Source organism: Neochlamydia sp. TUME1 (genome assembly GCF_000813645.1).
GTDB lineage: Bacteria > Chlamydiota > Chlamydiia > Chlamydiales > Parachlamydiaceae > Neochlamydia.
The window spans coordinates 16,965-39,738 of record NZ_JRXI01000136.1 but is presented as its reverse complement, the minus strand read 5'-3'; the positions used below and the strand labels follow the sequence as shown (position 1 = coordinate 39,738).

Below are 22,774 nucleotides of genomic sequence, written 5' to 3'. Positions count from 1 at the left end.
ATGAAAAATATCTAGATTGATGGACTAACACCTGTTTCTTATTTGATAAGAAAAAGCGAAAGAATGATCTTCTTATTGGATTTTTCAAGGGCAAAATTTTAGATGAAAGTCTTCTTTGTTTTTTAGAATCTATTTGGCTTAAGCTAAGCCTAACTCTTTCAGATTAAAATTCAACCCTTAGGCCATTTTTTACCTAATCGCAGAGCTTTTATAACTCATTCTAAGTAGCAAATATATTTACTAAAACTTTTTTAAAGGCCCTTTAATTTTTTTCTATAGAGGAGAGCCTAGCTTTCATTTCTAAGAAAAAATGCCTAAAAATAAAAGTGGTAAATCTTAAAGAAGATTTAACTGAATAAATCGCTATTTAAGTGGAAGCAGGATAGGCTTTTACTGCCGCCCTGCAGCCAGCTTTTTTGTCTATTGATAAGGTTTTTTTATCTCTTTCTATTTTCTTTATTTATTACAGAAATTAGGCTTTAGACATGCCCTTTAAGCTTTATAATTTTTTTATCGTTAACAAAGCAAATGCTATGTTTTTCTAGCATTTTCTAAATTATTAAAGTAAGCAAGCTCTTGTCAAATATTTTTAGATGAGATAAAAGCCTATCCTGCTTATTACTTTGCTAAAACCCATAAATTTTTCTTAAGTTTTCGTTTAAAACAACAACACTTAAGGGATGATTAAAAAAAGGAGAATCGATGAAAAAAACTATTCTGGTCCAGGGGATAATAGTCTTACTCTGCCATACAGGATCTTTAATGGCCCACTGTCAAATGCCTTGTGGAATCTATCATGATGAGCTGGTGTTCAACCAAATCGATCAATACATCGAAACTATGTATAAAGGGATCACCGAGCTTAATAATAGTAAGTTTTCTACTCCCTTTGAACGCAATAACTTCATCCGATGGGTAAAACTTAAAGATTCAGCTTCAGATGAAATTGCCAATCTTATTACGGAATACTTTCTTCAGCAAAAGATAAAGCCGGCTGAAGCTGACACTCCTAAACGTTTAATAAGTGCTCATAAAATGCTATTTGAGCTTACGGCCATTAAGCAGAACGTAAATATAAAGATGATAGAAGCCTTTGCTGACGAGTGGGAAAATTTTAAACAGATGTTTCACGTGATTAATTATGAATGCCAGATTGATCTCATTAAGCGCAGAAAACGAGAGAGAGATTTTCAACTTAAAGATCAGCGGGAACTAAATGATAAGCATTCCTCTGCGGGAAATCCTCCTTCGGATAAGCAGCATGAGCATTCTTCAGCTGAGCATGAGCATACCCATTAAAGATAAGAGCTTATTTTTTTAAAAGCTTGGTCTAGGCAGATATTAAAGAGAGTGGATGAGTCTGGAAATAATGAATATGAATGTTCTAAACTTCCAGCCCTAGAAAAATTTAAATCTGCTTTTCTGCCCTTTTCAAGTTTCTTATCCTTTAGGAAAGTGCCACACCTTTTCCTAAAGGATAAGAAAGATAAGGGGGGCGCTTTTTATTTGCTCTTCCGGGTTCTGCTTAAATTTTTTTCTCGTGAGTTTTTATTGAGGAGGATTATTTAAAAGGTACGCAAATGATGGTTTGGCTTGAAAGCAGATTTTAGGCAGCTTATTCCTTGTTTTTCATCAAAGTCATTAAAAAGCGTAAAACCCATGTGGGATGCTTAAAAAAATATTTTATTAGATTTATATAGGTTACATGATTTAATGATCGATAAATAACGTGAGACTCGTTTCTAAGTGCATCTTGAAGCCATTCTTTATGTAAGAAAAAAAAGTGGCTAGGAAGTTGTTGAAGGGGGAAAAAATCAATCTCTCTTGTTTCGGCGCCTTTTTGTAGTTCTCCCTTTAAAGGGGAACATTCATAAATTTCAGTAAAGCGCGAAAGTTTATTGATAGGAGTATATTCGGCTACTTTCCTTAGGACTTTTACGGTGAGACCCGTTTCTTCTAGCACTTCTCTAATAACAGCTTGGCAAGAGTTTTCATTATCCTCGACGCCCCACCAGGTAGGACCCAAAGAGGAATATCTTGACGTTTGACTAGCAAAACTTGAGATTTATTGGAATTAAAAATCACACCTATTGCGGCATTTTTTCTCATATAAATAGAGGTCCCAGAGGCAGTTAAACGAATAGTGTAAAGCATAGAATCATAAGAAGCAAATGAAGTATTTTTAACAGGTATAACTAGCTTATTCTTTATATTTTGCTGCCATTATTGTTAATTGACATAGAATAGCGTTTTCTATATAATTAGTCTGCTAAGCCTCTCTTTGAGGCCTGATATTGAACAGATAATTAATTAGCTAAAGTTTTTTTAGGCATTTTTTCTAAAGCTCTTAAAGGACTGCTTGAAGAAAAAAACAAGGAAGGGAGTGTTGTTCACTATTTTCCTCTTTAACTCATCGATTTTTTTCTTTTTTAGTTCATCTTATCCTTTTGAATCTCTAAGGCTTTTAGCGCACGCGCCTTTTGAAAAAGTTTATTGCCTTTTTGAAGAGTTTAATTGTATTATTTATAGCTTTGCTTATTATTTGAATGGAGAAAAACATGTCTCTTAAAAAGTCATCCAGTGTAATGGCAGCAGGGTTAGCATTATTTTCCATGTTTTTCGGTGCCGGGGATCTCATTTGGCCCTTAATCTTAGGAGGAAACGCTGGCGATAAAAACTTTTTTGCTATGCTGGGCTTGCTAGTAACAGGTGTAAGCCTACCTTTATTAGGCTTGATAGCCATGATGATGTTTCGAGGTGACTATCGACAATTTTTTGGCCAAACAGGTAAATGGCCAGGGCTTATTCTAGTATTTATCATACAGGCAATTTTGGGCCCCATTGGCTCTATTCCGCGCTTAATTACGCTTTCCTTTGCTACTTTAAAGCCTTATATGCCTGGAAATGTGACTCTTTTTACCTTTAGCATTTTATCCTCTCTACTGGTTTTGGGCTTTACTCTAAGAAAAAATAAAGTGATTAATTTTTTGGGATTAGTTTTGACTCCTCTTCTATTACTTTGTCTAGGATGTATTCTTGTTGTAGGTTTTATTAATCCACCTGAAGCCCATCTAGTTACCTGGGCACCCGTAGAAGCATTTAATCAGGGTTTACACGTGGGTTATAATACTTTAGATTTAATTGCAGCTTTCATCTTTGCTCCTTTAGTTTTAAGCCATTTTATGACTGATCAAGAAGAGGCTAGCAGCGGGGAGAAACGACATGAGATTTTTAATAAAATGCTTAAAGCAAGCCTTTTAGCTGCAGGCCTACTCTCTGCAATGTATATTGGCCTGACCTCAGTGGCTTCCTTTTATACTCATGTATTGCCTGCCAATCATTTACCTGAGGAGCGCTTGTCAGCTATTGCGATGCATTTATTAGGCCCCCAAGGTGCTTTTGTGGCATGTTTAGCCGTAGCCATGGCTTGTTTGACCACAGCAATTCCGCTGGTAAGTATCTGCGCCGATTACATCCAGAATGACCTTTTGCCTGTCGACAAAGGTCCTTTATTACCTTTGGGCATTACATTAGGTATCTCATTAGGAATTGCTAATTTAGGCTTTAGTGGGATTGCAAGCATGCTTGCCCCTTTGCTTAATATCTTATGTCCTAGCCTAATCGTGTTAAGCATTTCAAATATCATCAATAAGCTATACGAGATTAGAACACGAAAAGCACCTATTTTCATTACTTTTGCTTTGTCTACTATGAATTATTTTATTTAATAGGGTAGGGTTTGCCTCATCCTCTGCATTCTAAAAACTTTTTGGAAAAGAACGTTTGATCACCTTTAGAAAAAGACATTAAGTTTTTTGGAAGCCATTAAATAAATAGTCTTTCTTCAAGCATTTCTATGCTGATTTTGTAAGAAAGCTAGTTTGGATTTTCCTAGATAGAAGCAGATATGTTTTTAAGAAAGGCAAAGGAAAACTGCCGTGTTTTTTCTATCCGCGCTACTATTGCGCCCCTACCATAAATCACTTCTTATTTTAAGCTTGAAGAGACTCTCGGAGGGGATTAGTGGCTTTCTGGATAGCTAGGCGAAAAGGAATTAATAATACAAAATCAAAAAGTATTTTAATACTTAAGTCACTAAGAGCCCAATTCATCAGCGGAACAGGCTCTCCCCAAAACGCTAGACTCCAAAAGATGCAAGTATCTACAAAAGATGCTCCTATTGAAGCAAATAAAGGGGCAAACCACCATGTCCTTTTTCGCATAGAAGCAAAAATGCTGATATCTAATAGCTGAGAGATCAAAAAAGCTAGCCCTGAAGCACAAGCTATCTTAGGTGTAGACAACCAAATAGATAATAAAAATGCCAGCATAAAGCCTACATAGACGACGCGTTTAGCAACTCTAGGGCCATGCAAGCAATTATTAACTTCAGTGACCAAAAATGATAGTGGATAAGTAAAAGATCCCCATGTAAGCCAATCATTAATAGGAAATTGAACCAAAAAATTGCAGCTGGTAACGATAGCAATCATGGCAAGGTAAGCGAATTGAATACTGAACATACAACCCTCTGATTAAAAGCGTTATCTTACATAAAATGAGAATTATATGCCTACCATTTGTGTGTTTTCTTTGCTAATAAATATTTCTTTTTTCTCTTGATAGAATCTCTGTATGTTTAAATTTAATTTATAACCTTAAGCAAGTTTTGCTTGATTACTATAAACCAATTCTCAAAGTTGCTCAATTGAGCCAGTGAATAGGAAAAGACGCCGCCGAACAAAGAAGCTCTATCCTGGTTTTCAGAAAATTTTTACTGGTTATTATTTTGAAATTTTTCTTAGAGCTCATGGATAGGCTTTATAGCCATTCTTTTTTTATGATTGACCTTTATTCTCACGTATGCGAATAAATAATTTTACTGTTTTTTTGCTTGCTTACTAGAAAAATTTGGAACTTATTTTGTTCTTAAGGGTTTTCAATCTTAAAGAAATTGGGGAAGATATGTCAGAAGAGTTAAAGATTATCTGGATTTTAGCTATAGGCTTTGGGCTAGCGTGCCTTTTGGGATATTCTGCGCATCGCATGAAATTATCACCCATTCTAGGGTATGTAATTGCTGGATATTTGATTGGACCTAACTTTCCCGGTTTTGTCGCCGATCCGCGTTTATCAGAACAATTAGCTAACATCGGGGTAACTCTGCTGATGTTCGCCGTAGGCCTTAATTTTAAGTGGAATGATTTGGCAGCTGTAAAGAAGATTGTATTGCCCGGTGCCCTCATTCTTTCCGTTCTCTCTATTGGAGCTGGCATATTTTTAAGCGTTTATCTGGGTCAAACCATGCAAGCTGGATTTGTGATTGGCTTGGCTATTTGTGTCTCTAGTACAGTAGTTATTGTAAGGGGCTTAGTGGATCAAAATTTGCTTCAAACTCCTCAAGGTCACACAGTATTAGGATGGACGATCGTAGAAGATATCATTTCCGTCTTAGGACTTATTTTATTGCCTACTTTGGTGCATTCTAATTTAGGTGGCGAAAATTCTGGTGTAGAATTTATGTACTCACTAGGAACTTTAATTTTAAAAATCATCGCCTTAGGGGTCATCATTTATTATGTAGGAGAAAAGCTGGTTAAAGAAGTTTTAACTGTTGTCGCTCGGACCCGCTCGCATGAATTGTTTACTTTAGCAATTTTGTCTTGCGTCTTTTTTATTGCTATTGGTAGTGCTTATCTATTCGGAGTGTCTTTAGCATTGGGCGCTTTTATTGCCGGAACTGTCGTAGGAAAAACAGAAGTGAGCCATCAAGCTGCTGCTAATGCCTTACCTATGCGCGATGCTTTTGCCGTTATTTTCTTTCTATCCGTAGGAATGCTCTTTAATCCTACGGTAGTTAAAAATAATTTGCCTCTTTTTTTCGGCTTGCTTTTTATCATTCTGGCTTTAAGACCGATGATGGCATTTTTAATCATTAAGTTAGCCAAGTATCCGCAAAGTATAGCGATTTCAGTAGCAGTGGCCATCAGCCAAATAGGTGAATATTCCTTTATCTTAGCCGAAGAGGGAAACCAGCTGAAGATATTGTCAGACAACGCCTATGATATTTTAGTAGCCTGCGCCTTTATAAGCATTATGTTAAATCCTCTTTTATTTCAGCTATTTAGACCTTTAGCTTCCAAAAAACAAAAAAACTTTTTCCTGAAAATAAGGAGGCTGATCAATCCTTAGAAGCGTTGTATAAAAATGTGGATCTTCAACAATCTTTTCTACCCCGAGCTTTAGTCATCGGTTATGGTCCTGTCGGCCGGGCCGTCACCCATTATCTTAAGGAAAGCAACTTTCATCCTCTCGTGATAGATCGGAATATCGATACTGTGGCTGCCATGAAAGAGAAGGGGATTGAAGCGATATTCGGCGATGCCACCCAGTTTCAGATCCTGGAAAAAGCTGATCTTACTAACCTTCAGCTAATGGTAGTCACTACGCCCGATTTGCATATAACTCAATCGATTATTCAGGTGGCCTATCATATTAACCCCTATATTAAAATCATTGCACGCTCCCATTATAAAGTAGATCATCAATTTCTTAAATTTGCAGAAGTACCCATGGTGTGGGATGAGGAAGCTGCTGCCGAAAAGATGGTTTCTCTTCTTCGTACTCAATTAGCTTAAGTTTCCTTATAGCATTTGAACGATAAAAAAATTGAAGGGGAATGTGTTTAACAAAATTAAGTAAGTAAAACTACGAGTTAATTTTGAATCACGCAGAAGATGTTAAAGTAGGGTGAGCTGATTTATAGCACTTTTTCTTGCTAACGGAAGATTTTAAGGATGGACCTTAGTTAAGATTGCTATATTTCTGGGGAGCAGCTTATTACTCTGTCATGATAGGGATGCAAACAAGCTTGGGCTTGATACGAGCACCCTCAAAGCAAACATCTCCCTTTGACTATCCCAAGACTGTTAATGAAGCTTATAATACCTCTTGAAGAAACTTTATTTGTATAGCTAAAAAGTGAATTAACCCTTTAAGTTGGCTCTCTCCTTAAAAACACAGTTTTATTAAGCATAGGCTTGCATAAAGAGCTGCTCAAAAGTGCATAACATAGAAAAGCAAACGCCTAGATTTTTTGAAGGTATGGTTAATGATAGCAATGCCAGTTCTTTAATTGCGCTTTAAGTCAGGTTTATAAGGATTCAGCGTACCCTCGTTCCAGAAAATCTTTAACAATCTGAATGGCGTTGGTTTGTTGCTTTTTTGGATCCCACCCATCGCCTCTATCACGCCGTTTTTTATTCTTTCAAAAATCTTTAAAATATGATCTTTTAAATGGATGGTTGCTTCAAAAGGGGCTAGTGCTCCTTCTGCCACCTGGCTTAGTAAATCGAGAGCCAGTGTTCTTCCTTCTACTTCTTCTTCAGCATCGATTTCGTTAATCACTTCATCCACTATGTCCTCCGTTGGGGATAAATATTAGACGGTTGCGAAGGATGCATCTGTGTATGCCAAGGAGGAAAAAGAGGTGGTGGATAGGAAGGGAGGGGTAATATACCTTGAGAGTAATAGTGAGGTTGTGGAGGAGGAGGTAAGGGTAAAGTAGAAAAGACGGCAGCAGATTCTTCGTTTTGCTGATTTTGTAACTTTTGGGAAAGGGTGTGTCTGATTTTCTTTGCACGATTGATTTCTTCCAACCTTACAGCTTGTATTTTTTCTGCATGAGAAGCATGTGGGGAAAGGGAAGCATGGCTTGATTCTTCGCTCGAAGGGGCTGGAGCTTCTCTTTTTCTTTTCTTTTCTTGAGTTTTTTTGAAGATATGAAGTATTAGAGCTAGGACCTGGAGGTGGTATCGGGCTAGATATATATTTTCCAAATAAAATATTATACTAAATAAAATAAATGATAAGGTTGATTATGTTTATAAATGATTCAATTATAAGTGGTAATTATAATCCTCCCTTAGTTAAGGGGCAAGAAGTAAAAAACACAAAGATTAGTTTTGAACTTTCTAGACTCCTTGAAAAAATTGAGTGGTGCAGAAGTAAACGTTTTGTAGAACTTGCGGACGAAAATGCCAAAAAAAATTTAGATTACATTTTAGCAGCAGTGGTAGATGAAAACAATCAGACTACATTTTATGATGGGTGCCAATTTACCCGCTTCATTCAAGAAGTTGATGGAATATATAGTCCATCTACACAAGCAAAAATTAAGGATATTTATTATTATTTTCTCAATCCCAATAAACAAGAGCTTCAGCCTTTGTTTACCAAAAAAGATTTAGAATCTCCTCTTTATTGGAATTATTTATTTGCTAATGATTCTCTTTTAGAAGAAAGTGCTAGGGCAGAATGTTTATTTCAGTTAGGAAATTGTTATTATCAGGGAAGCGGTGTAGAAGTAAATATGAAATACGCTTTAGAATATTACAGACGAGCTATAAATCTAGCGAACCATGCAAAAGCGGTATTGATGTTGGCTTACTGCTATGAAAATGGAGAAGGAATAGAAAAAAATGGAGAATCAGCTCGCTATTGGTATAGCCAGGCAGCATTTCATTCTTCTGATCCAGTTGTAAAGCAATTGGCAAGTCAAAAGCTTGCTTGCTTTGAAAAAGAAGTTTAGCTTAAAAAATCATACTTTAGCGAAGATTAAAGCTAAGTAAGAGAGCTTATATATGTTTGACGCAGAAGGAATAGTTATGGAAAAGGTAATTCTTCCGGTTCTTTCCTCTACGTAAGAATTTTTCTAGGTTGGATAATACCTTAAAATTAAAAAAAATTACTTACAATTAGAGAGGGTGTTTTTACACCCACTTCTTCAAGAAGTTTAAACGTATGTTCAGCTTCTTGAGAAGCAGATAGAGTTACGGATAAGTCCAATTTAAGAGCTGCTGGCAACAACTCAGGAACTTAAAGTCCGCTTAAAAACGCTTTCCTGTGATGAGAATGTGATCGAGCTTTTCAAACAATTTAAAATCCTAGCAGATCGCTTCAGAAATAGACGTAAAAGATTTACACTTCGCTTCAGCTTAATCGCAAAATCTATAACTTGGAATTAAATATGTAGGCTTCGCAAGAGGCCTGCTCTGTTTTAAGGTAACTAGATTTTTTTATACTACATTATATCGATATTTGATATAATGGAATAAAAATGAGATAAAAAGCTTGATTCAATCATTTGCTGACGACGCCACCGCAGACATTTTTCACGGGATAAACTCGAAGCGTGCAAGGAAAAGATTAGATCCCTCATTATACCCAATTGCTTGTAGAAAGTTAGATATGTTAAATGCCTCCATTAATTTAAGTGACCTTAAAGTGCCGCCAGCAAATAGGCTGGAGGCTTTAAAAGGAGGCTTTAAAAGGAAGCTTTAAAGGTAAATACAGCATTCGTATTAATGATCAATATCGAATTGTATTTTCTTGGGGTATCCGAGGGCCAGAGCTAGTTGAAATTATGGATTATCATTAGGCAAGAAAAGAGGAAATCATGCTTCCAAAAAATAGATCACCCATACATCCTGGAGAGGTATTGCTAGAAGAATTTCTTAAACCTTTTAAAATTTCGCAAGCGCAATTTGCTAGTTACCTGGGAGGGACTTGGACTCAACCTAAAATTAGTGAAATCATCAGCAAAAAACGAGGCGTAACGGAGGCAATAGCTCTAGATTTTGCGGATGCCTTAGGGACCTCGCCTGAATTTTGGCTTAATCTTCAAAATGGATATGACCTTTGGTTTGCAAGGCAAAACCATCAGCCGATTCCTCGAATACCTGCACTAAAAGCCGCAGGTTTTTAATTTTAATGCTCCTTTGATATTCAATCGAATAACCGTCAGCGATTTAAAGCTCTCTTCTCTTTAATGCAAGGATGACTTCTTAGGGTCATGGGTGTAAGAAGTACACGCTAGGCTCTTATTGCCAATGCCTATGAGCCAACAGATTAGTAGGCCTGTAAATGTATTTAATTAAAAAATTTCAGGAAACCGACAGCAAAGCATTCGTTTGTTTTCTTAACGAACAGTTTGAAGATAATGGATGGAAGAAAGAGAATGAGGATAAGCTGAGAAAAAGAGTTCTCTCTTGTTTACAAGCCATGAAAGACTACTTTTAAATCTAAAAAAGATAGAAAGCAACAGCTTAAAAAAAGATTGAGAAGCCAGCCCAACGTCGCTTAAAAGATGCAGAATTTCTATATAAGGAATTGAAAGAGAAAGGAAGACAGTTATGAAAAAAGTGATTAAGTACGAAGAAAGTTCAGGGAATGTATTTGCTGATCTAGGCATTGAAAATCCTGAGGAAGCTTTAGCTAAAGCTGAGCTTGCTCGTCAGATTGCTAAACTTATTAAAAAGAAAAAACTCAAACAAAAGCGAGCTGCCGAAATTTTAGGAATAGCCCAACCAAAAATCTCTGCTTTAATTCGCGGAAGATTGCGTAGCTTTTCACTTGAACGACTTATCCGCTTCCTCAACGAATTAGGCCAAGATGTTAGCATTATGATTAGTCCTGCCAAATCCGCATCACGCGGTCACACTTGGATGAGTGAATCCCATTCGAATAAACCTATTGCTGCCTTAGGAAAATAAGAGGAATGGCTTAAACCCTAGATGATTTACAAATTAGAGATATGAATTCTGAGGATATTGCACGGGTTTCTCGGACCTATGCTGAAGCTTTTCCTAGATAAGCTCTTTTCTGAGCCATGTATCACATGTAACTTAATGCTTACCCTCGAATGAGAGTCTTTGTGGGCGAAATCGAGAGAAAATTGTGAGATATATCCAATATACTGTCATCTTAAGGTCTCGGATTGCGGTCGAAACTTCACCGAAAGTCAGTCTTCCGGCTATGACAGCAAATAGGTTTGTTATCCACTATCCCAGAGGATGTAGAAGGGAAGTGAGTGCCTTAGAGATTAATGATAAGCTCGATATTTATTTGAAAGGCCTTTGTCCTAATCCAGAAGATGTAGAGCTATATTTAGTCATGATGGAAGCTACCTTTAAAGCTAAAGAAGGTGATAGAGAGCTGCAGCTCAGCAAATTCAAGAGCCAGCTAACTAACCATGAAGCTAGCGTACCTAAATTTGATTAACAAGGATTTATAACAGGCGAGCTGGAAGCTGACTCTTATAACCGTCTCAAACTTCATAGTCGGAGTCAAATGGAGAAATTAAAGCTTGATAGGGAAGCACTAAAGGTTTAATGATACAGCCTTTGAAATATAGAGCAGGTATATGGCATTAATCTTTTGACACATATGGATGCCTACTTCCAAATGGTGCCTTGGGATGTGAAACGGAAAATGCTTGTTTTTATGTAGGTGGAAAATTAGTTTTTCAATAGGGAAATTATCGAGCCGAGGGAATGAACCTAACCCTATCTCTTATCTTGCAGAAAAACAACGAGCTACAAAATGAAAAAACCGGAGACATTGTCATTTCTGAAAATTTCTCCGGCAATGTGCCCAAGATAGGACTCGAACCTACACACCTTACGGCACCAGAACCTAAATCTGGCGTGTCTACCAATTTCACCACTTGGGCTCAAATATTACAAATATGCGGCTAGGTTAAGCAATTTCCACCCTTCTTGTCAATGTGTATTACTTAAAATCAGCAAAAGGAGAAGAAGTTTCTTTAATATTTCTTAACAATCCCTTGTTATACTCCGGAATAATATTTAATTTTTTAAAAACAACCGTTTATGCCTGGTAAAATTTATCTTTTTTTTCTCTACATCTTGCCTTTCTTTTCTCTTAAGGGCTTAGAAAACGCTAAATCTTTATCCTTCGATCCCGAGAATTTTGTCCAAGAAGTAGTTTTTGATGGAAAGGAAGCTTCTACTCTTCCTATAAGTGAATGGCGCTTGAAGAATGGTATGAAAGTCATATTGAAGCAAACAAATGATGAGGAAAATGAAATCTCTGTGCGTTTGGTGGCCCTAGGGGGTTATGGATCTGTGGAACCTGAAGATCGTGCTTCAGCTGAATTGGCAGCAAGCGTAGCTATGGAATCCGGAATAGGGGAATGGTGCCCTGACAAGTTAGCGGCGCTCTTATATGATCAATCCATAGAATTGAATATTAAAATAGAACCTTTCGTTAGATCCATTGACGCTTCTTTCCCCCCTGAAAGTCTGGAAATATTTTTTACGTTAGTTAAGAAGATTTTTCAACAGTCCAGATGTACTCCTGAAGCTTTCAATCAGGTGTTAAAAAGTAAAAAGGATGAATTGACGCGAAGAGGCAGAGAAGTAGATAGCGATAGGCTTTTAAAGGTTATTGCGGTGCACGAGCAGCATGCTTTAAACCCTTTAAATTTTACAGATCTTAAAAAAGCTAGGGTGAGTCAGTCTGAAAGGTTTTTTCGTGCAGCTTTTTCTAATCCTGCAGACTTTGTTTGCATTATTGTAGGTAAAGTTAATCCCGAAAAAATAAAAAAACTTTGTAGTGACAGTTTTTCTGCTTTGAATGTCCAAAAGGTAGACCAGAAATTTATCCTTCCTCATTATAAGAAAGCTCCTAAAGTTAGGATGACTAAAATTCACCATCTTCCTCATAGCCAAGAAAGTTTAGTTTATTTGTCTTTGCCTCTTCATCTCTGTTTGGATCCTACCCGCTTAGAACATTTGGAGCTTGCTTGCCAGATGATAGAAACTCGCTTAAGAAATCATATAAAAACCTATTCTTCGGAAAGTAGGGGAATGGATGTAAGGTATGAGCTGCCCTTATATCCTTCTTTAGAATATCCGTGGATAACCGTTCAATTTCATGTGGATGATAAACAGATTAATTCTACTTTAGACTTAGCTCTACAGCAGATAAAAACTATATGTAGAGAAGGCTTTTCTTTAGATGAAGTTACAGCTGCCTCTCAGCTTAAGCAAAAAAGGGCAAAGCTATGGGAATGTAGTCACGATTATTGGATTATTCTTTTGTCTAATCATTATCTATGGAAATGGGATTCTAAAAAAATTGTAGGAAGATTTCAAATGCCTCAAGTGATAGATCCTAAAGAAATTCATTTTACTCTTTGTCATTCTTTATTAATGGATGAATACACCCCTTTATATTTAGAAGACTAGTATTTTTCTTGTTCCTTTTGCTTTAATTTTGATAAATTAGAGAACTTAACAAAGGATTTATATCCTGAGTGAATGTTCTAATAAATTAATAATAAATATTGCTACTATTTATAACATTTTTTATACTTGATTTTTAAATTATTATTTAATAAAAGAGGATATATGGAATTAATCGATCAAATTCAGTTTTATAGTACTCGGCTAATCAATGGAGACTGTCTTAACAATTTTCGTTTTAATAACACTTCAGAGATTCGAGAAATATTGATAGCCAGGATAGCTTCTGTGGCACTTATAGCGGGTATAATAACAGCCTTTTTTACTATTACTTGGGCTCCTATGGTATTTATTGTTGCAGGAGTAGCAGCTTTTGCTTACTACACAGCCGAAGGATTAGAGCCGCCTTCTAAGGAGTATGTAACAAACGTCATCGAAAAGATAAGAACAACTTGATAAAATGTTTAGTCAAGAGTTTCTTTTCCCTTCTTTTTGCTTACTTAAAAGGATAGACCTTCTTGAGAATTTTTAAGAGGAAAGTTAAAAAATAAGAGGTTGCTAATAAAACAATTTCTATCCAATTAAATAATTGCTTGTTTGGGGAATAAAAGTTAATCCTAAAAATATTAACGTGAAAGCTTTTGAACCCCCTTCTTTTGATAATTTTTGAGTAGTTCTTAGCGTTGAGGGGTAAGAAATAATTATCTTCTCCCACGTAAAAACTCTCTACCTCTACTTCACTTTCGCGCGACATGCTCCTACCTCTATAATGTGTGAAGAGGTCTAAAGGAAATAATTTCATAAAATTGAGTTTTAAGCTAATGATTTTGACTATATTTAGTTCGACATAATTTAAAGCATTTTCTCCCTGAGACAAGATTTTAGGAGCGTTTTTCTCAAAAAATGCTATATTTTTTTTACAAGTAAATCATTACCAAACCCCCTAATTTCTTGCAAAGTTTACTATGAAACCAAACAAGCCAAATAACCAACAAGGCCGCCTTTTTAAATCCCGCTTTAGCAATGGAATTAACTAGAATCATCCTCTTGTCCAGCTATCCAAGTTGATTGAATGGAAGCAGCTGGAAGAAGAGTTTGATAAGCTATTTGTAGAAAATGTAGGCCAACCAGCTAAGCCTGTAAGGCTAGTTGTAGAGCTTTTTATCTTGCAACACATGTATGGACTTTCGGATGAAAATGTGGTGTATCGATGGGTAGAAAATCCTTATCGGCAATGTTTTTGTGGATATCATCATTTCCAGCATGAACTGCCTATCCACCCTACTTTTTTAATTAAATGGAGGTCTAGGTTAGGAGAAGCTAGATTTAGCAAGATTTTACAAGGAACGATAGCAGCAGCTGTTTTGACAGGCACAGTGAAAAAAAAAGCCTTAAAAAAAGTCATTGCCGATACAACAATGATGCCTAAAGCTATCGCTTTTCCTACCGATGCCAAGCTTTACTTTAAGTCTATTCAGGCACTTGTAAAAATGGCTGATAATTACCAAATCACTCTGCGACAAACTTACGAGAAGCTAGCTAAAACAGCTTTGTGCATGCGTGCTGGCTATGCATATGCTAGCCAAATGAAAAGAGCTAAAAGAGAAGAAAAAAGGCTGAATGGCTATTTAGGAAGGTTAATACGCGATTTTGAAAGAAAGACAGAAGAGCAAGCCTTTGAGCCAGAAAGCTCTTTTTTTAGAAACTATCACATGTATTTTTAACCAAAAAAGAAACGATTCACCTAAGGTGTATAGCCTGCATGAGCCCCATGTGGAATGTATTGCTAAAGGTAAAGTTGAGAAAAAATATGAATTTGGCTGCAAAGCTTCGCTAGTGATTGCTCATCAAGAAGGGGTAGCGTTAGATAGCAGAGTCATCCATGGCAATCCGTACGATGGGCACATGCTTGAAGAAGCCATTAAGAAAGCTTAAGCATAATAGCGGCAAGAACATCGAAATAGCTTTTGTAGATAAAGGTTATCGAGGTCATACGGTAGAAGGCAAAACCATATTTATTTCTGGGCAAAGAAAAGGCTTAAATTATTGGATCAAAACTCAAATCAAAAGACGCCAAGCGATAGAACCTCATATCGGCCACATGAAAAATGATGGCAAACTTGGACGCAATTATCTTAAAAGCCGATTGGGAGATTGTTTTAAACCCATTTTATGTGGAATTGGTCATAATATGCGTTTAATTTACAATTGGCTAGTCGCTCAAAATTTTCCCAAGCGTCTTTATTCAGGCTACAAAAGTTCATTTTCTCTTTTAATTGCATTAAAACCCTATCTTGAAGGCTACCCCCTGCTCCAAAACTCTTAATTTTTAATCAATTTTCATCTTCAGCAACAAAATTTCTTGAATTTTTGCTTTTTTAGATCAGCACTAACAAATAGTTCACAATTTTTCTTTCTAAAATGGATGCAATAAGGAAGTCTTTTTGCCATGGGTTCGATAGATTTTCTTTCTCCATCTAATATTAGTCCTGAAATGTATAATCTGCACCAGTAGACTCTTTCTGATCTTCCTAAGTAGACTTTAAAAACGTTGATCCATTCATTAAGTTGTTCGCGAATGGAATTTAATTGATCAAGATCCATTGTCCCCTCCTTAATTAACAAAACTTACTTACATTAATATCAGAAAGGCACTTAACGAAGTAGTATTATATAGTAGGAGATAGTGCTCTTTATACGCCAGCTACCTTACAAGTCTTTAAAAGAGAACAAAGCTTATTTATCACGCGTGTGCCCATGTAAATCAAAGAGGCTAAAGAACTCATAGGAGTGTGGAGTAACTTGCTGACAACCAAAACTTTATTGAAACGATTCACCAAGGTTTTAGAGAGATTAACAATCTTTATGCAAACGACAATCCGACATATTCTCTTGGCAACCCCTTAATCACGACTTTGTGTGCAATCCTTGCAGGAGCCAACATGCTAGTTGGGATCCAAGCCTATGCAGAGATTAAATAAAAAATGTTTAAGCGTTTGTGAGGGATAGATAAAGAACCAAGCTATTAGATCCATACCATATCGAGAAGTATTTTGTAAAATGGATGCTATCCTTACCAGAAGATGGAAAAAAGCAAACTGGATTGCCATTGATGGTAAACATCTTAAAGGATCTGCAAGAAGCAAAAAAATATCCTTAGTTTCTGCTTAGAATAGTCGGCGTAGTTTATTGCTGAGGCTGATAAAAGCAGACGAAAAATCAAATGAGATAATGGCGATCCCTGAATTGCTTGAGGTTATGGATATTAATGTTACGATCACTATGAGAGGGGTAGGGAGGGCTGCGGTAAATTGCTTTATAAGGTAATCAAGAAAAGTTACTGTCTAAAAGCTGAAAGTTTTTTTGAGCAAGCAAGAACAATCGGCTATAAAGAAGCGGAGTGCAAAGCAGTATTCAATGGCGAGAAAAGGCATGGGAGAATAAAAGAACGTGGAATGTAGCTACCAATGACTTTGCATGGTTAGGTTGCAAAAAAGATTGGAAGGACCTATAGCTTCCTAATAGAAGTGACCTCTACTCTAACAATTTAAGGAAAAACAACGGAAGCAAAAGCTATTATATCTGTAAATATTGTGCTTACGTCAAAAGAGGCAGGAAAGAATGCTAAGAGCTATGGGACCGTAAAAAATTATTTGCATGGAAATAGTGATGTGAATTTTAAAGAAGATAGTAGCTTGCCAGCCACAGATCATGCAGCTGAAAATCTAGTCATTCTCAGAAGATTAGCAAGCACCCTGATTAGAATAGACTTTGGGAGGTATACGTGGAACTGCCAAGCGAAGAAGACAGGCTGTTCGGGATGATTCTTGGACCCTAAGGTTTTTGTCAATAATAGTTATGGTGATCTGTAAAAAAATTTTAATTAAAATGCCCTGCTACCCACTCAGTTCCAAACATTTGCAATTTGCTTGCGAAAAAATAAGGCTTGTATAAAAATTATATCAATTTAATTAGTGCTATTTTGTAAATAATAAAGTTTGCCTATCATATTTTCTAGGCAAAAATTAATAAAAAATTTAGCCGGGGAGTAAACCTTATGGAGCCTATAGTAAACCATTTTTTAAATAACTTTTTTTATGAAAAAGATCAACTTGAAGCATGCAAGAATCGCATGTCTTTTGTCGAAAAAAGGCAAGATAGAAGACCATACGAGAATCCACTCTTAGTCGAGTTTGGCCCCAAGCACTTATGTCAGACAGGCATTGAGGAGAAAAATAGGATTTCTAAAATTCAAATTTTTGCCGAAAGAAAAATTTTTCTTATAAAATCAGAAGGCGAGCAAGTAGAACTTTCCTCCTATTTTAGTAATATACCTTCTTTAATGGCAACAAACGGGGCTAAATCGTATGTAGAAAATCATTTTTTCAAACTTCATCAATTAAGTAGCGGGGATTACAAATTGGAATCTTATGCAAGGGGCTTGGGGGGAGGGAAAGCAAGGGCTATCCATAAAGCAGTCAAAAAGGGAAATGTAAAGCAGCTAAAGAAAATTATTGAAATTGAAATTAAAAAAAGAATCGTTATTCCATTGATGTAGTAGATGAAAAAAATAATACCGCTCTAGTCTTAGCCTGCGCTAGCAAAAAAACTAATCTAGAAATAATAAAAATTTTAATTGCAGCAGGGTCTGAATTAGATTTTAGCGGAAGCCATACTCCCTTAACTGCAGCCTGCAGCGTGGGCGATCTTAGCCTTGTTAACTATTTGATAGAGCAAGGAGCGAATGTAAATACAGTAGATCAATCTAATCAATCCCCCCTTTATCATGCCTGTAATGAAGCACAAATTCATTTTGACATCATTCACAGCCTTATAAGTGCAGGGGCTAATCTTCATCAAACTACCGACGATAACCAAACATGCTTGCATACTGCCTCCGAAAAAGGTAATGTGGAAGTTGTAAACCTTCTAATCCAGCAGGGAATAGATGTACATGTTTTGGATAAAACAGGTCGAGCTGCACTTCATTACGCCTGCTGCGTTAATGGTAATCAGAGCCTAAAGATTATCGAGTATTTAGTTAACGCTGGTGCTGACCCCAATCAGAAAGATAACGCTAACAAGACTCCTCTAATGTTTGCTTACAAACATTCTAATTTTGCAGCCGTTCATTATCTTATTCCCATAACAAAAGATCTTGATACATATGATGAAGAAGGCTACTCAATCCTGCATAAGGCTTGTATATTGAGGCAGGAATCAATTGTTAGGCTTCTACTTGAATATGGAGCTGATGTAAATCTTGTGGCTTTGAATGAAGGAGGCTCGACTCCCTTAATGGAAGCTTGCTTTTTACATAAGACTGAGAGGAATGCTAATATTGTAGATTTATTGATAGACGCAGGTGCTGACATTAATATAGCAAATGAGGTAAATTCTGACACTGCGCTTATTTTTGCATGTCGAGGTCGAGGAAATGTTGATATGAAAATTGTGCATAGATTAGTTGAAGCAGGCGCAAACCTCAATCATGTTAATCGTGAAGGTGTTACAGCATTAGGAGTAGCTAAGTCATGTAAGGTTTCAGCTTGCGTTGCTTATTTAAGTTCAAATCCTCAACCGGTTCACACGAGCCATAATCGCCCCGCTTTTGTACGTAAAGCCTATAATGAAGCAACTAAAGAATGTGCTACTCAAGTAGCAAGTAGATCAGTTAGAATGCTTATAACGACGGGCAAAAATATATCAAGCCAAGAACGTAAGGAAATTTTTACCATTATTATTGATCAGTTAGGTTCTAGTGACTTTTTTGCTTCGTTAGTGGGGGATGACTATGAAAAAACTAATTCTAGAAATAAGCTTGCTGAGGAGATTAAGAAAGAATTAGATTTATTATTTAGCAGTGGGTTTGAACTCAGTGAAGTCAAGCAAAGTATAAAATATGCCATCGCTCAATGGAAAGCATTGCAAGCGCCACGTCCATCTGCTTACCTCCCCCAGGAGGGGTCGACCACGACAACACAAGCCACTGACAGCCACGGTAACTTGAGCGACACGGCATCAATAATAAGTGGTGCAGCACAAATTGCTGGTACTGTATTTAGTGTGCTCTAAGCGATAGAATTCTGTTTGCCCTAATCACAACAAATGGATAGCTTTAATTACGATTGCAGATTGAAACGGGCAAACAGTCTAACCCTACTTCTGAATATAAGAGAAAAAATTCCTTTAAATAATCCATTTCCCTATAAGCCCACTTTATGGTGGGAGTAGAGACTTAGCTTACAAGTCGGAGGTGGATGTGGATTTGTCAAGCGAAGAAGGTGAGCGGCTTGGGATAATTCTTAGACCTTAATGCTTTTGCTACGGATAGGTGTGGGCGAATTATAAAGAATTTTTAGGTAAAAGGCCTTGGCTTTACAGCCTGGAAAATAATCCAAAATGTTTTGATATTGGATTAACTGCCCTCACTTTTGTGGAATAAAAAGGCTTCGCCAGGCAAAGTACTTGATGCTTATTTGATTATAAAGGGAAGAGCAAAAGCATGGATGGGGTAAACATTGTTAAGGAATTTGTAGGAAACAAACTTAGCAAGTACTCAATTATAGGCTTAGCCGCTAACCAGCCGAGGCTTGACGAATATAGAATATAACAGCTGCCGTAAGCTTTTAATAGATAAAGATAACCTCTAAAATGCTAGGGCAAGCTTAGTTTTAATGGGAGTAGATTTTTTTTAGCTCATGACAATAGGGCAAATATTTACTTTAACTATTCCACAGGATGAGCCATCGTAAGGTTCTTAAAGAATATTTTAAAGTGCTAGTTTAATATTTTAAATCTTCATTCTTTAGGACTTATTATTAAAGGGATATCAAGGTCTAGCGTGCTTGTTCTAACAGTCTTGGTAATAGGACTAGCTTTAAATAATAAAAAGCATTATCTCTAAGATAGGCCGATTAATCTTTGGGTAAGTAATATATTTCTCATGAGCCTATTGACGGCTAGGCAGCGAGAATGAGTAAGTAGTGAAACTTTTTTTGTTTTCACCTTGATGAGCTGTTTTTAGAGGTAAAATAAGCTGTATTATGGGTGACACAAGAGCCTAGTAAAAATCTCTGTATGAATAAAGGCGAACAATTGAAAATTATAATGATTTTTTAACGATTATTTAACAGTTCTTTTAGTTTTATGTGCTTGATAATAAGCTAAATTTATTGATAAGGCTAACAACTTTTTGAAGGGACGATAAGCAGCGAGGGCTGTATACAAAAAAGTTGAGGTAGACATAATAAAGGATCTTGTATATCAATAAGATGAGCCTAAAGAAGGCTCATCTAGGTAAATATTGTAAATTATCTTAAAAAAGTATAACATTTTATGAATAATAAGATGGTCGTTTATGGATAATGACATTTCAATTTCTAAAAAGCTGCAAGAAATTATAGAAAAAGAAGCTTTCGATTTATTAGATAGCTTCACCGCTTCCTATAACCTCCATTCTTTAGGGAATGAGGAAAAAATTCTTTTAGCTAAATTATTCATTAAAAAAGGTGAGTTAGAACTTAAAAGAGGAAGTGTAAATTTCCACGAGAGTTTTGCCTTGGCTGAAAGCCTGACCCCTTCTCATGCTATTATTTATTTCCTTAAAGGAAAGGTTTTTGCTTCTCAAAAAGAAAATGCTCGCTGTCTTGCTGCTGCCATAGAAGCTTTTGCCCAAGCTATTGCTAGGGATGCTAACTTTTTCGAAGCCTACTTAATGGGGGCGGAAACTTTAATCTTAAGCGGCTTATTTCATCAAAATCCTTATTATTTTCAAAAAGCCCAGTATAAGTTTCAGGCAGGGTATGCTCTGTTAGAAAATCAGCCGGTAGAAGTTAAATCACATTTTTTTTGGAAATGGGGATTAAGTTGCTACCTTATGGGCCTTTCTTCTGAAGAGCCTATAGATTTTCATCAAGCTATCCAAAGATATCGACAAGCCCAGCAATTAGGCCACCAATGTGCAGATTTTTGGCAAGATATGGCAGAAGCATTAGTGGAACTCAGCGAGCTTATCAAACAGCATAAATATTGCGAAGAGGCTGTGGAGTACTATCATTTAGCTGTTTGTGAAGAGCCTGAAAGCTCCGATCGATGGCTTAAGCTTGCTCTTTGCTATGAGAAGCTCTACGAACTTAAGGGTGATTTGCAGCATTTTGAACTTGCTCAAACTGCTTTTGAGGAGGCTTCCAAGGGGCGGGAAGCTAACTTTTTTTTATGGCTACGTTGGGGGAAACTCTATTTAAATGCTTGTAAGCTACAAAAAAACCCTACTTATAATGTTGCTTGCATTGAGAAATTTACTAAAGCTGCCGAAATTGACCCAGATCATCCCTTACTTCTTGCTTTCGGAGGTGAGGCTGAAATGATTTTCGGCATACATACTGAGTCTCTTGCTCTTTTGCATTCAGCAGAGCACAAGATTACGCGTAGCCTTAAATTAATTCCTAAAAATCCACACATTTGGGCCTTATACGGTGCTTGCTTAAATGAGCTCGGGCGCTACTTTAGTGAGGAAAGCTATTATGTGCAAGCGGTAGATAAATTCCAGCATGGGCTTACTCTTCAGAAGCAAGATTCTGCATTATGGTATGGCCTGGCCACCTCGTATTTTTATATTGGTGAATATTGGAATGATTCTCAGCAAGTGGAAAATGCTGTTAACTGCTTTCAAAAAGCTTGCGATTTAGGAGGACAATCTTCTTTTCAGTTTTGGAATGATTGGGGCTTAGCTTTAATGAAGCTTTCGGAGCTTACAAATGACAAAAATTATTTGGAAGCAGCCATCCAAAAATTTGAGAAGGTGATTAATCTACAGGAAGAAGTTTTTTATCATCGACACTATGAACCTGAATGGCTTTATAATTATGGCTGTGCCCTTGATTTTTTAGGGGATTTTTCAGAAGAGGTTTCTCATTATGAAAAAGCTATCACTGTTTTAAATAAAGCTTTAGAAATGGATCCCAATTTTACGAATGCTCGCTATAATTTAGCCGTAACTTTATCTCATCTAGGGGAAGCGACCTCAGATGTAGATATTTTGCACAGCGCTATTGAACATTTTCGGGTGGTCTTGAATATAGATATCGAAGATGAAATGGCTTGGAATGATTGCGGATTAGCTTTTTTAAATATAGCAGAATTAGTGCATGAAGAAATTCGCCCAGAGCGCAGTAAAACTTATTATCAGGAAGCCGAGCAAAAATTTATGCATGCGTTGGCGCTAGGCTGTGCCCACACTTTTTATAATTTAGCTTGTATGCATTCTTTATTACAGAACTATCCTTCGGCTATGCATTATTTAGAGCGAGCCGAGCAGGCGGGAACGCTGCCAGCCTTAGAGGATATGCTTAATGATGAATGGTTAGAAAACCTAATTGACACGCCTGCCTTTAGGCAATTTATCTCTCACATTGCCTCTAAACAAAACCATCTAGAAGATTGAAGGTCCTCACGAGGAGATAAAGAAACTAAAAAAGCTGTAAGATGAATAAAGGTAAGATGCTAGCTAGCCAAAGAACTGCCTAATTTAAAATTTTTACTTAAGTAATTTCTAAATATTCTCCTTTGCTTGGATACTTAGCTTAACTATTGGCCCATTTAAGGAGAGAAAAAGATAGCTTTAGCAAGGGATTTGCGGTTGGTTAATTCATTTAATTCTTGTTAAGGATCGTGGGTTAGATAAGAAAACCGTAGATGCTAGCAAAGAAGCTTTTGCACGTTAA

General features: G+C 36.6%; 21 protein-coding genes, 1 tRNA gene and 2 pseudogenes. 18 read left to right on the top strand and 6 right to left on the bottom strand.

Annotated features, from left to right (window positions below; translation table 11 throughout):
• Nucleotides 1-702 precede the first annotated feature (702 nt).
• Nucleotides 703-1,299, top strand: a complete 597-nt coding sequence (locus DB41_RS06605; protein WP_039385719.1) for a superoxide dismutase [Ni] — start codon at nt 703-705, stop codon at nt 1,297-1,299.
• 316 nt (nt 1,300-1,615) lie between these two features.
• Here the strand turns inward: DB41_RS06605 and DB41_RS06600 are convergent, their stop codons facing one another.
• Nucleotides 1,616-2,026 carry an NUDIX hydrolase gene (locus DB41_RS06600; RefSeq protein ID WP_238578451.1) on the bottom strand — a complete coding sequence of 137 codons (411 nt, stop codon included), beginning with the start codon at nt 2,024-2,026 and terminating at the stop codon, nt 1,616-1,618.
• Nucleotides 2,027-2,558: 532 nt separating this feature from the next.
• Here DB41_RS06600 and DB41_RS06590 point away from each other — a divergent pair.
• On the top strand, nt 2,559-3,728 hold the full coding sequence (locus DB41_RS06590) for a branched-chain amino acid transport system II carrier protein (RefSeq protein ID WP_039385716.1): 1,170 nt from the start codon (nt 2,559-2,561) through the stop codon (nt 3,726-3,728).
• 264 nt (nt 3,729-3,992) lie between these two features.
• On the opposite strand, the gene DB41_RS06585 is transcribed toward DB41_RS06590, so the two are convergent.
• A complete protein-coding gene (locus DB41_RS06585) occupies nt 3,993-4,523 on the bottom strand; it encodes a VUT family protein (protein WP_039385714.1) in 531 nt (176 codons plus the stop codon).
• A gap of 442 nt (nt 4,524-4,965) precedes the next feature.
• Here DB41_RS06585 and DB41_RS06580 point away from each other — a divergent pair, with 442 nt between their 5' ends.
• Both DB41_RS06580 and DB41_RS12315 read left to right on the top strand, forming a co-directional pair.
• Nucleotides 4,966-6,192 (top strand): cation:proton antiporter, encoded by a 1,227-nt coding sequence (locus DB41_RS06580; RefSeq protein ID WP_238578450.1) that lies wholly within the window; start codon nt 4,966-4,968, stop codon nt 6,190-6,192.
• 5 nt (nt 6,193-6,197) lie between these two features.
• Complete coding sequence (locus DB41_RS12315) at nt 6,198-6,638, top strand: NAD(P)-binding protein (RefSeq protein ID WP_039385713.1); 441 nt, start codon at nt 6,198-6,200, stop codon at nt 6,636-6,638.
• A 493-nt stretch (nt 6,639-7,131) separates the two neighbouring features.
• Here DB41_RS12315 and DB41_RS06570 read toward each other — a convergent pair whose 3' ends face one another.
• A complete protein-coding gene (locus DB41_RS06570; RefSeq protein WP_039385711.1) occupies nt 7,132-7,416 on the bottom strand; it encodes a hypothetical protein in 285 nt (94 codons plus the stop codon).
• A complete protein-coding gene (locus DB41_RS06565; protein WP_039385709.1) occupies nt 7,416-7,838 on the bottom strand; it encodes a hypothetical protein in 423 nt (140 codons plus the stop codon). Before DB41_RS06565 ends, DB41_RS06570 begins: the two co-directional genes overlap by 1 nt.
• A gap of 41 nt (nt 7,839-7,879) precedes the next feature.
• Here DB41_RS06565 and DB41_RS10805 point away from each other — a divergent pair, with 41 nt between their 5' ends.
• The 6 genes and pseudogenes from DB41_RS10805 to DB41_RS11700 all read left to right on the top strand — a co-directional run bounded on the left by DB41_RS10805 (nt 7,880) and on the right by DB41_RS11700 (nt 11,061).
• Nucleotides 7,880-8,590 (top strand): sel1 repeat family protein, encoded by a 711-nt coding sequence (locus DB41_RS10805; RefSeq protein ID WP_052243971.1) that lies wholly within the window; start codon nt 7,880-7,882, stop codon nt 8,588-8,590.
• 316 nt (nt 8,591-8,906) lie between these two features.
• Nucleotides 8,907-9,034, top strand: a pseudogene (locus tag DB41_RS12310) (IS5/IS1182 family transposase); the annotation flags it as partial.
• A 98-nt stretch (nt 9,035-9,132) separates the two neighbouring features.
• Nucleotides 9,133-9,439: pseudogene (locus DB41_RS12985) on the top strand (type II toxin-antitoxin system RelE/ParE family toxin).
• An 18-nt stretch (nt 9,440-9,457) separates the two neighbouring features.
• On the top strand, nt 9,458-9,766 hold the full coding sequence (locus DB41_RS06550) for a HigA family addiction module antitoxin (protein ID WP_039385706.1): 309 nt from the start codon (nt 9,458-9,460) through the stop codon (nt 9,764-9,766).
• A 427-nt stretch (nt 9,767-10,193) separates the two neighbouring features.
• The gene (locus tag DB41_RS06545; RefSeq protein ID WP_052243970.1) at nt 10,194-10,553 is read left to right on the top strand and encodes a helix-turn-helix domain-containing protein; all 360 of its coding nucleotides are present in this window, start codon (nt 10,194-10,196) and stop codon (nt 10,551-10,553) included.
• A 184-nt stretch (nt 10,554-10,737) separates the two neighbouring features.
• A complete protein-coding gene (locus tag DB41_RS11700) occupies nt 10,738-11,061 on the top strand; it encodes a hypothetical protein (RefSeq protein ID WP_130589483.1) in 324 nt (107 codons plus the stop codon).
• A gap of 369 nt (nt 11,062-11,430) precedes the next feature.
• Here DB41_RS11700 and DB41_RS06535 read toward each other — a convergent pair.
• Nucleotides 11,431-11,512 (bottom strand) — tRNA-Leu (locus DB41_RS06535).
• 160 nt (nt 11,513-11,672) lie between these two features.
• Between DB41_RS06535 and DB41_RS06530 the strand changes: the two genes are divergently transcribed.
• The 5 genes from DB41_RS06530 to DB41_RS06510 all read left to right on the top strand — a co-directional run bounded on the left by DB41_RS06530 (nt 11,673) and on the right by DB41_RS06510 (nt 15,375).
• Complete coding sequence (locus tag DB41_RS06530; protein ID WP_039385703.1) at nt 11,673-13,052, top strand: insulinase family protein; 1,380 nt, start codon at nt 11,673-11,675, stop codon at nt 13,050-13,052.
• 162 nt (nt 13,053-13,214) lie between these two features.
• Nucleotides 13,215-13,505, top strand: a complete 291-nt coding sequence (locus DB41_RS06525; protein WP_039385701.1) for a hypothetical protein — start codon at nt 13,215-13,217, stop codon at nt 13,503-13,505.
• A 608-nt stretch (nt 13,506-14,113) separates the two neighbouring features.
• Entirely contained in the window at nt 14,114-14,773 is a 660-nt protein-coding gene (locus DB41_RS10800) for an IS5/IS1182 family transposase (protein ID WP_052243969.1), read from the top strand.
• Nucleotides 14,774-14,798: 25 nt separating this feature from the next.
• Nucleotides 14,799-14,984, top strand: coding sequence for a transposase (locus tag DB41_RS06515; protein ID WP_162180926.1), 186 nt, complete (start codon nt 14,799-14,801; stop codon nt 14,982-14,984).
• Nucleotides 14,932-15,375 (top strand): hypothetical protein, encoded by a 444-nt coding sequence (locus DB41_RS06510; RefSeq protein WP_162180925.1) that lies wholly within the window; start codon nt 14,932-14,934, stop codon nt 15,373-15,375. The genes DB41_RS06515 and DB41_RS06510 overlap by 53 nt, the downstream gene beginning before the upstream one ends.
• A 20-nt stretch (nt 15,376-15,395) precedes the next feature.
• On the opposite strand, the gene DB41_RS06505 is transcribed toward DB41_RS06510, so the two are convergent.
• Nucleotides 15,396-15,653: a transposase gene (locus DB41_RS06505; RefSeq protein WP_039385696.1), complete on the bottom strand. Its 258-nt coding sequence runs from the start codon at nt 15,651-15,653 to the stop codon at nt 15,396-15,398.
• 1,453 nt (nt 15,654-17,106) lie between these two features.
• Between DB41_RS06505 and DB41_RS06495 the strand changes: the two genes are divergently transcribed.
• The 3 genes from DB41_RS06495 to DB41_RS06485 all read left to right on the top strand — a co-directional run bounded on the left by DB41_RS06495 (nt 17,107) and on the right by DB41_RS06485 (nt 22,494).
• On the top strand, nt 17,107-17,607 hold the full coding sequence (locus DB41_RS06495; protein ID WP_039385693.1) for a hypothetical protein: 501 nt from the start codon (nt 17,107-17,109) through the stop codon (nt 17,605-17,607).
• Nucleotides 17,598-19,124: an ankyrin repeat domain-containing protein gene (locus DB41_RS06490; protein ID WP_255350921.1), complete on the top strand. Its 1,527-nt coding sequence runs from the start codon at nt 17,598-17,600 to the stop codon at nt 19,122-19,124. Before DB41_RS06495 ends, DB41_RS06490 begins: the two co-directional genes overlap by 10 nt.
• A gap of 1,285 nt (nt 19,125-20,409) precedes the next feature.
• Nucleotides 20,410-22,494: a tetratricopeptide repeat protein gene (locus DB41_RS06485; RefSeq protein WP_039385613.1), complete on the top strand. Its 2,085-nt coding sequence runs from the start codon at nt 20,410-20,412 to the stop codon at nt 22,492-22,494.
• Nucleotides 22,495-22,774 lie beyond the last annotated feature (280 nt).

Bases quoted from the DNA above. Each gene is read 5' to 3' on its own strand.
- DB41_RS06605 (WP_039385719.1), top strand. From the start codon at position 703: ATGAAAAAAACTATTCTGGTCCAGGGGATAATAGTCTTACTCTGCCAT.
- DB41_RS06590 (WP_039385716.1), top strand. From the start codon at position 2,559: ATGTCTCTTAAAAAGTCATCCAGTGTAATGGCAGCAGGGTTAGCATTA.
- DB41_RS06585 (WP_039385714.1), bottom strand. From the start codon at position 4,523: ATGTTCAGTATTCAATTCGCTTACCTTGCCATGATTGCTATCGTTACC.
- DB41_RS06580 (WP_238578450.1), top strand. From the start codon at position 4,966: ATGTCAGAAGAGTTAAAGATTATCTGGATTTTAGCTATAGGCTTTGGG.
- DB41_RS10805 (WP_052243971.1), top strand. From the start codon at position 7,880: ATGTTTATAAATGATTCAATTATAAGTGGTAATTATAATCCTCCCTTA.
- DB41_RS06550 (WP_039385706.1), top strand. From the start codon at position 9,458: ATGCTTCCAAAAAATAGATCACCCATACATCCTGGAGAGGTATTGCTA.
- DB41_RS06545 (WP_052243970.1), top strand. From the start codon at position 10,194: ATGAAAAAAGTGATTAAGTACGAAGAAAGTTCAGGGAATGTATTTGCT.
- DB41_RS06530 (WP_039385703.1), top strand. From the start codon at position 11,673: ATGCCTGGTAAAATTTATCTTTTTTTTCTCTACATCTTGCCTTTCTTT.
- DB41_RS06525 (WP_039385701.1), top strand. From the start codon at position 13,215: ATGGAATTAATCGATCAAATTCAGTTTTATAGTACTCGGCTAATCAAT.
- DB41_RS06510 (WP_162180925.1), top strand. From the start codon at position 14,932: ATGGCAATCCGTACGATGGGCACATGCTTGAAGAAGCCATTAAGAAAG.
- DB41_RS06505 (WP_039385696.1), bottom strand. From the start codon at position 15,653: ATGGATCTTGATCAATTAAATTCCATTCGCGAACAACTTAATGAATGG.
- DB41_RS06495 (WP_039385693.1), top strand. From the start codon at position 17,107: ATGGAGCCTATAGTAAACCATTTTTTAAATAACTTTTTTTATGAAAAA.
- DB41_RS06485 (WP_039385613.1), top strand. From the start codon at position 20,410: ATGGATAATGACATTTCAATTTCTAAAAAGCTGCAAGAAATTATAGAA.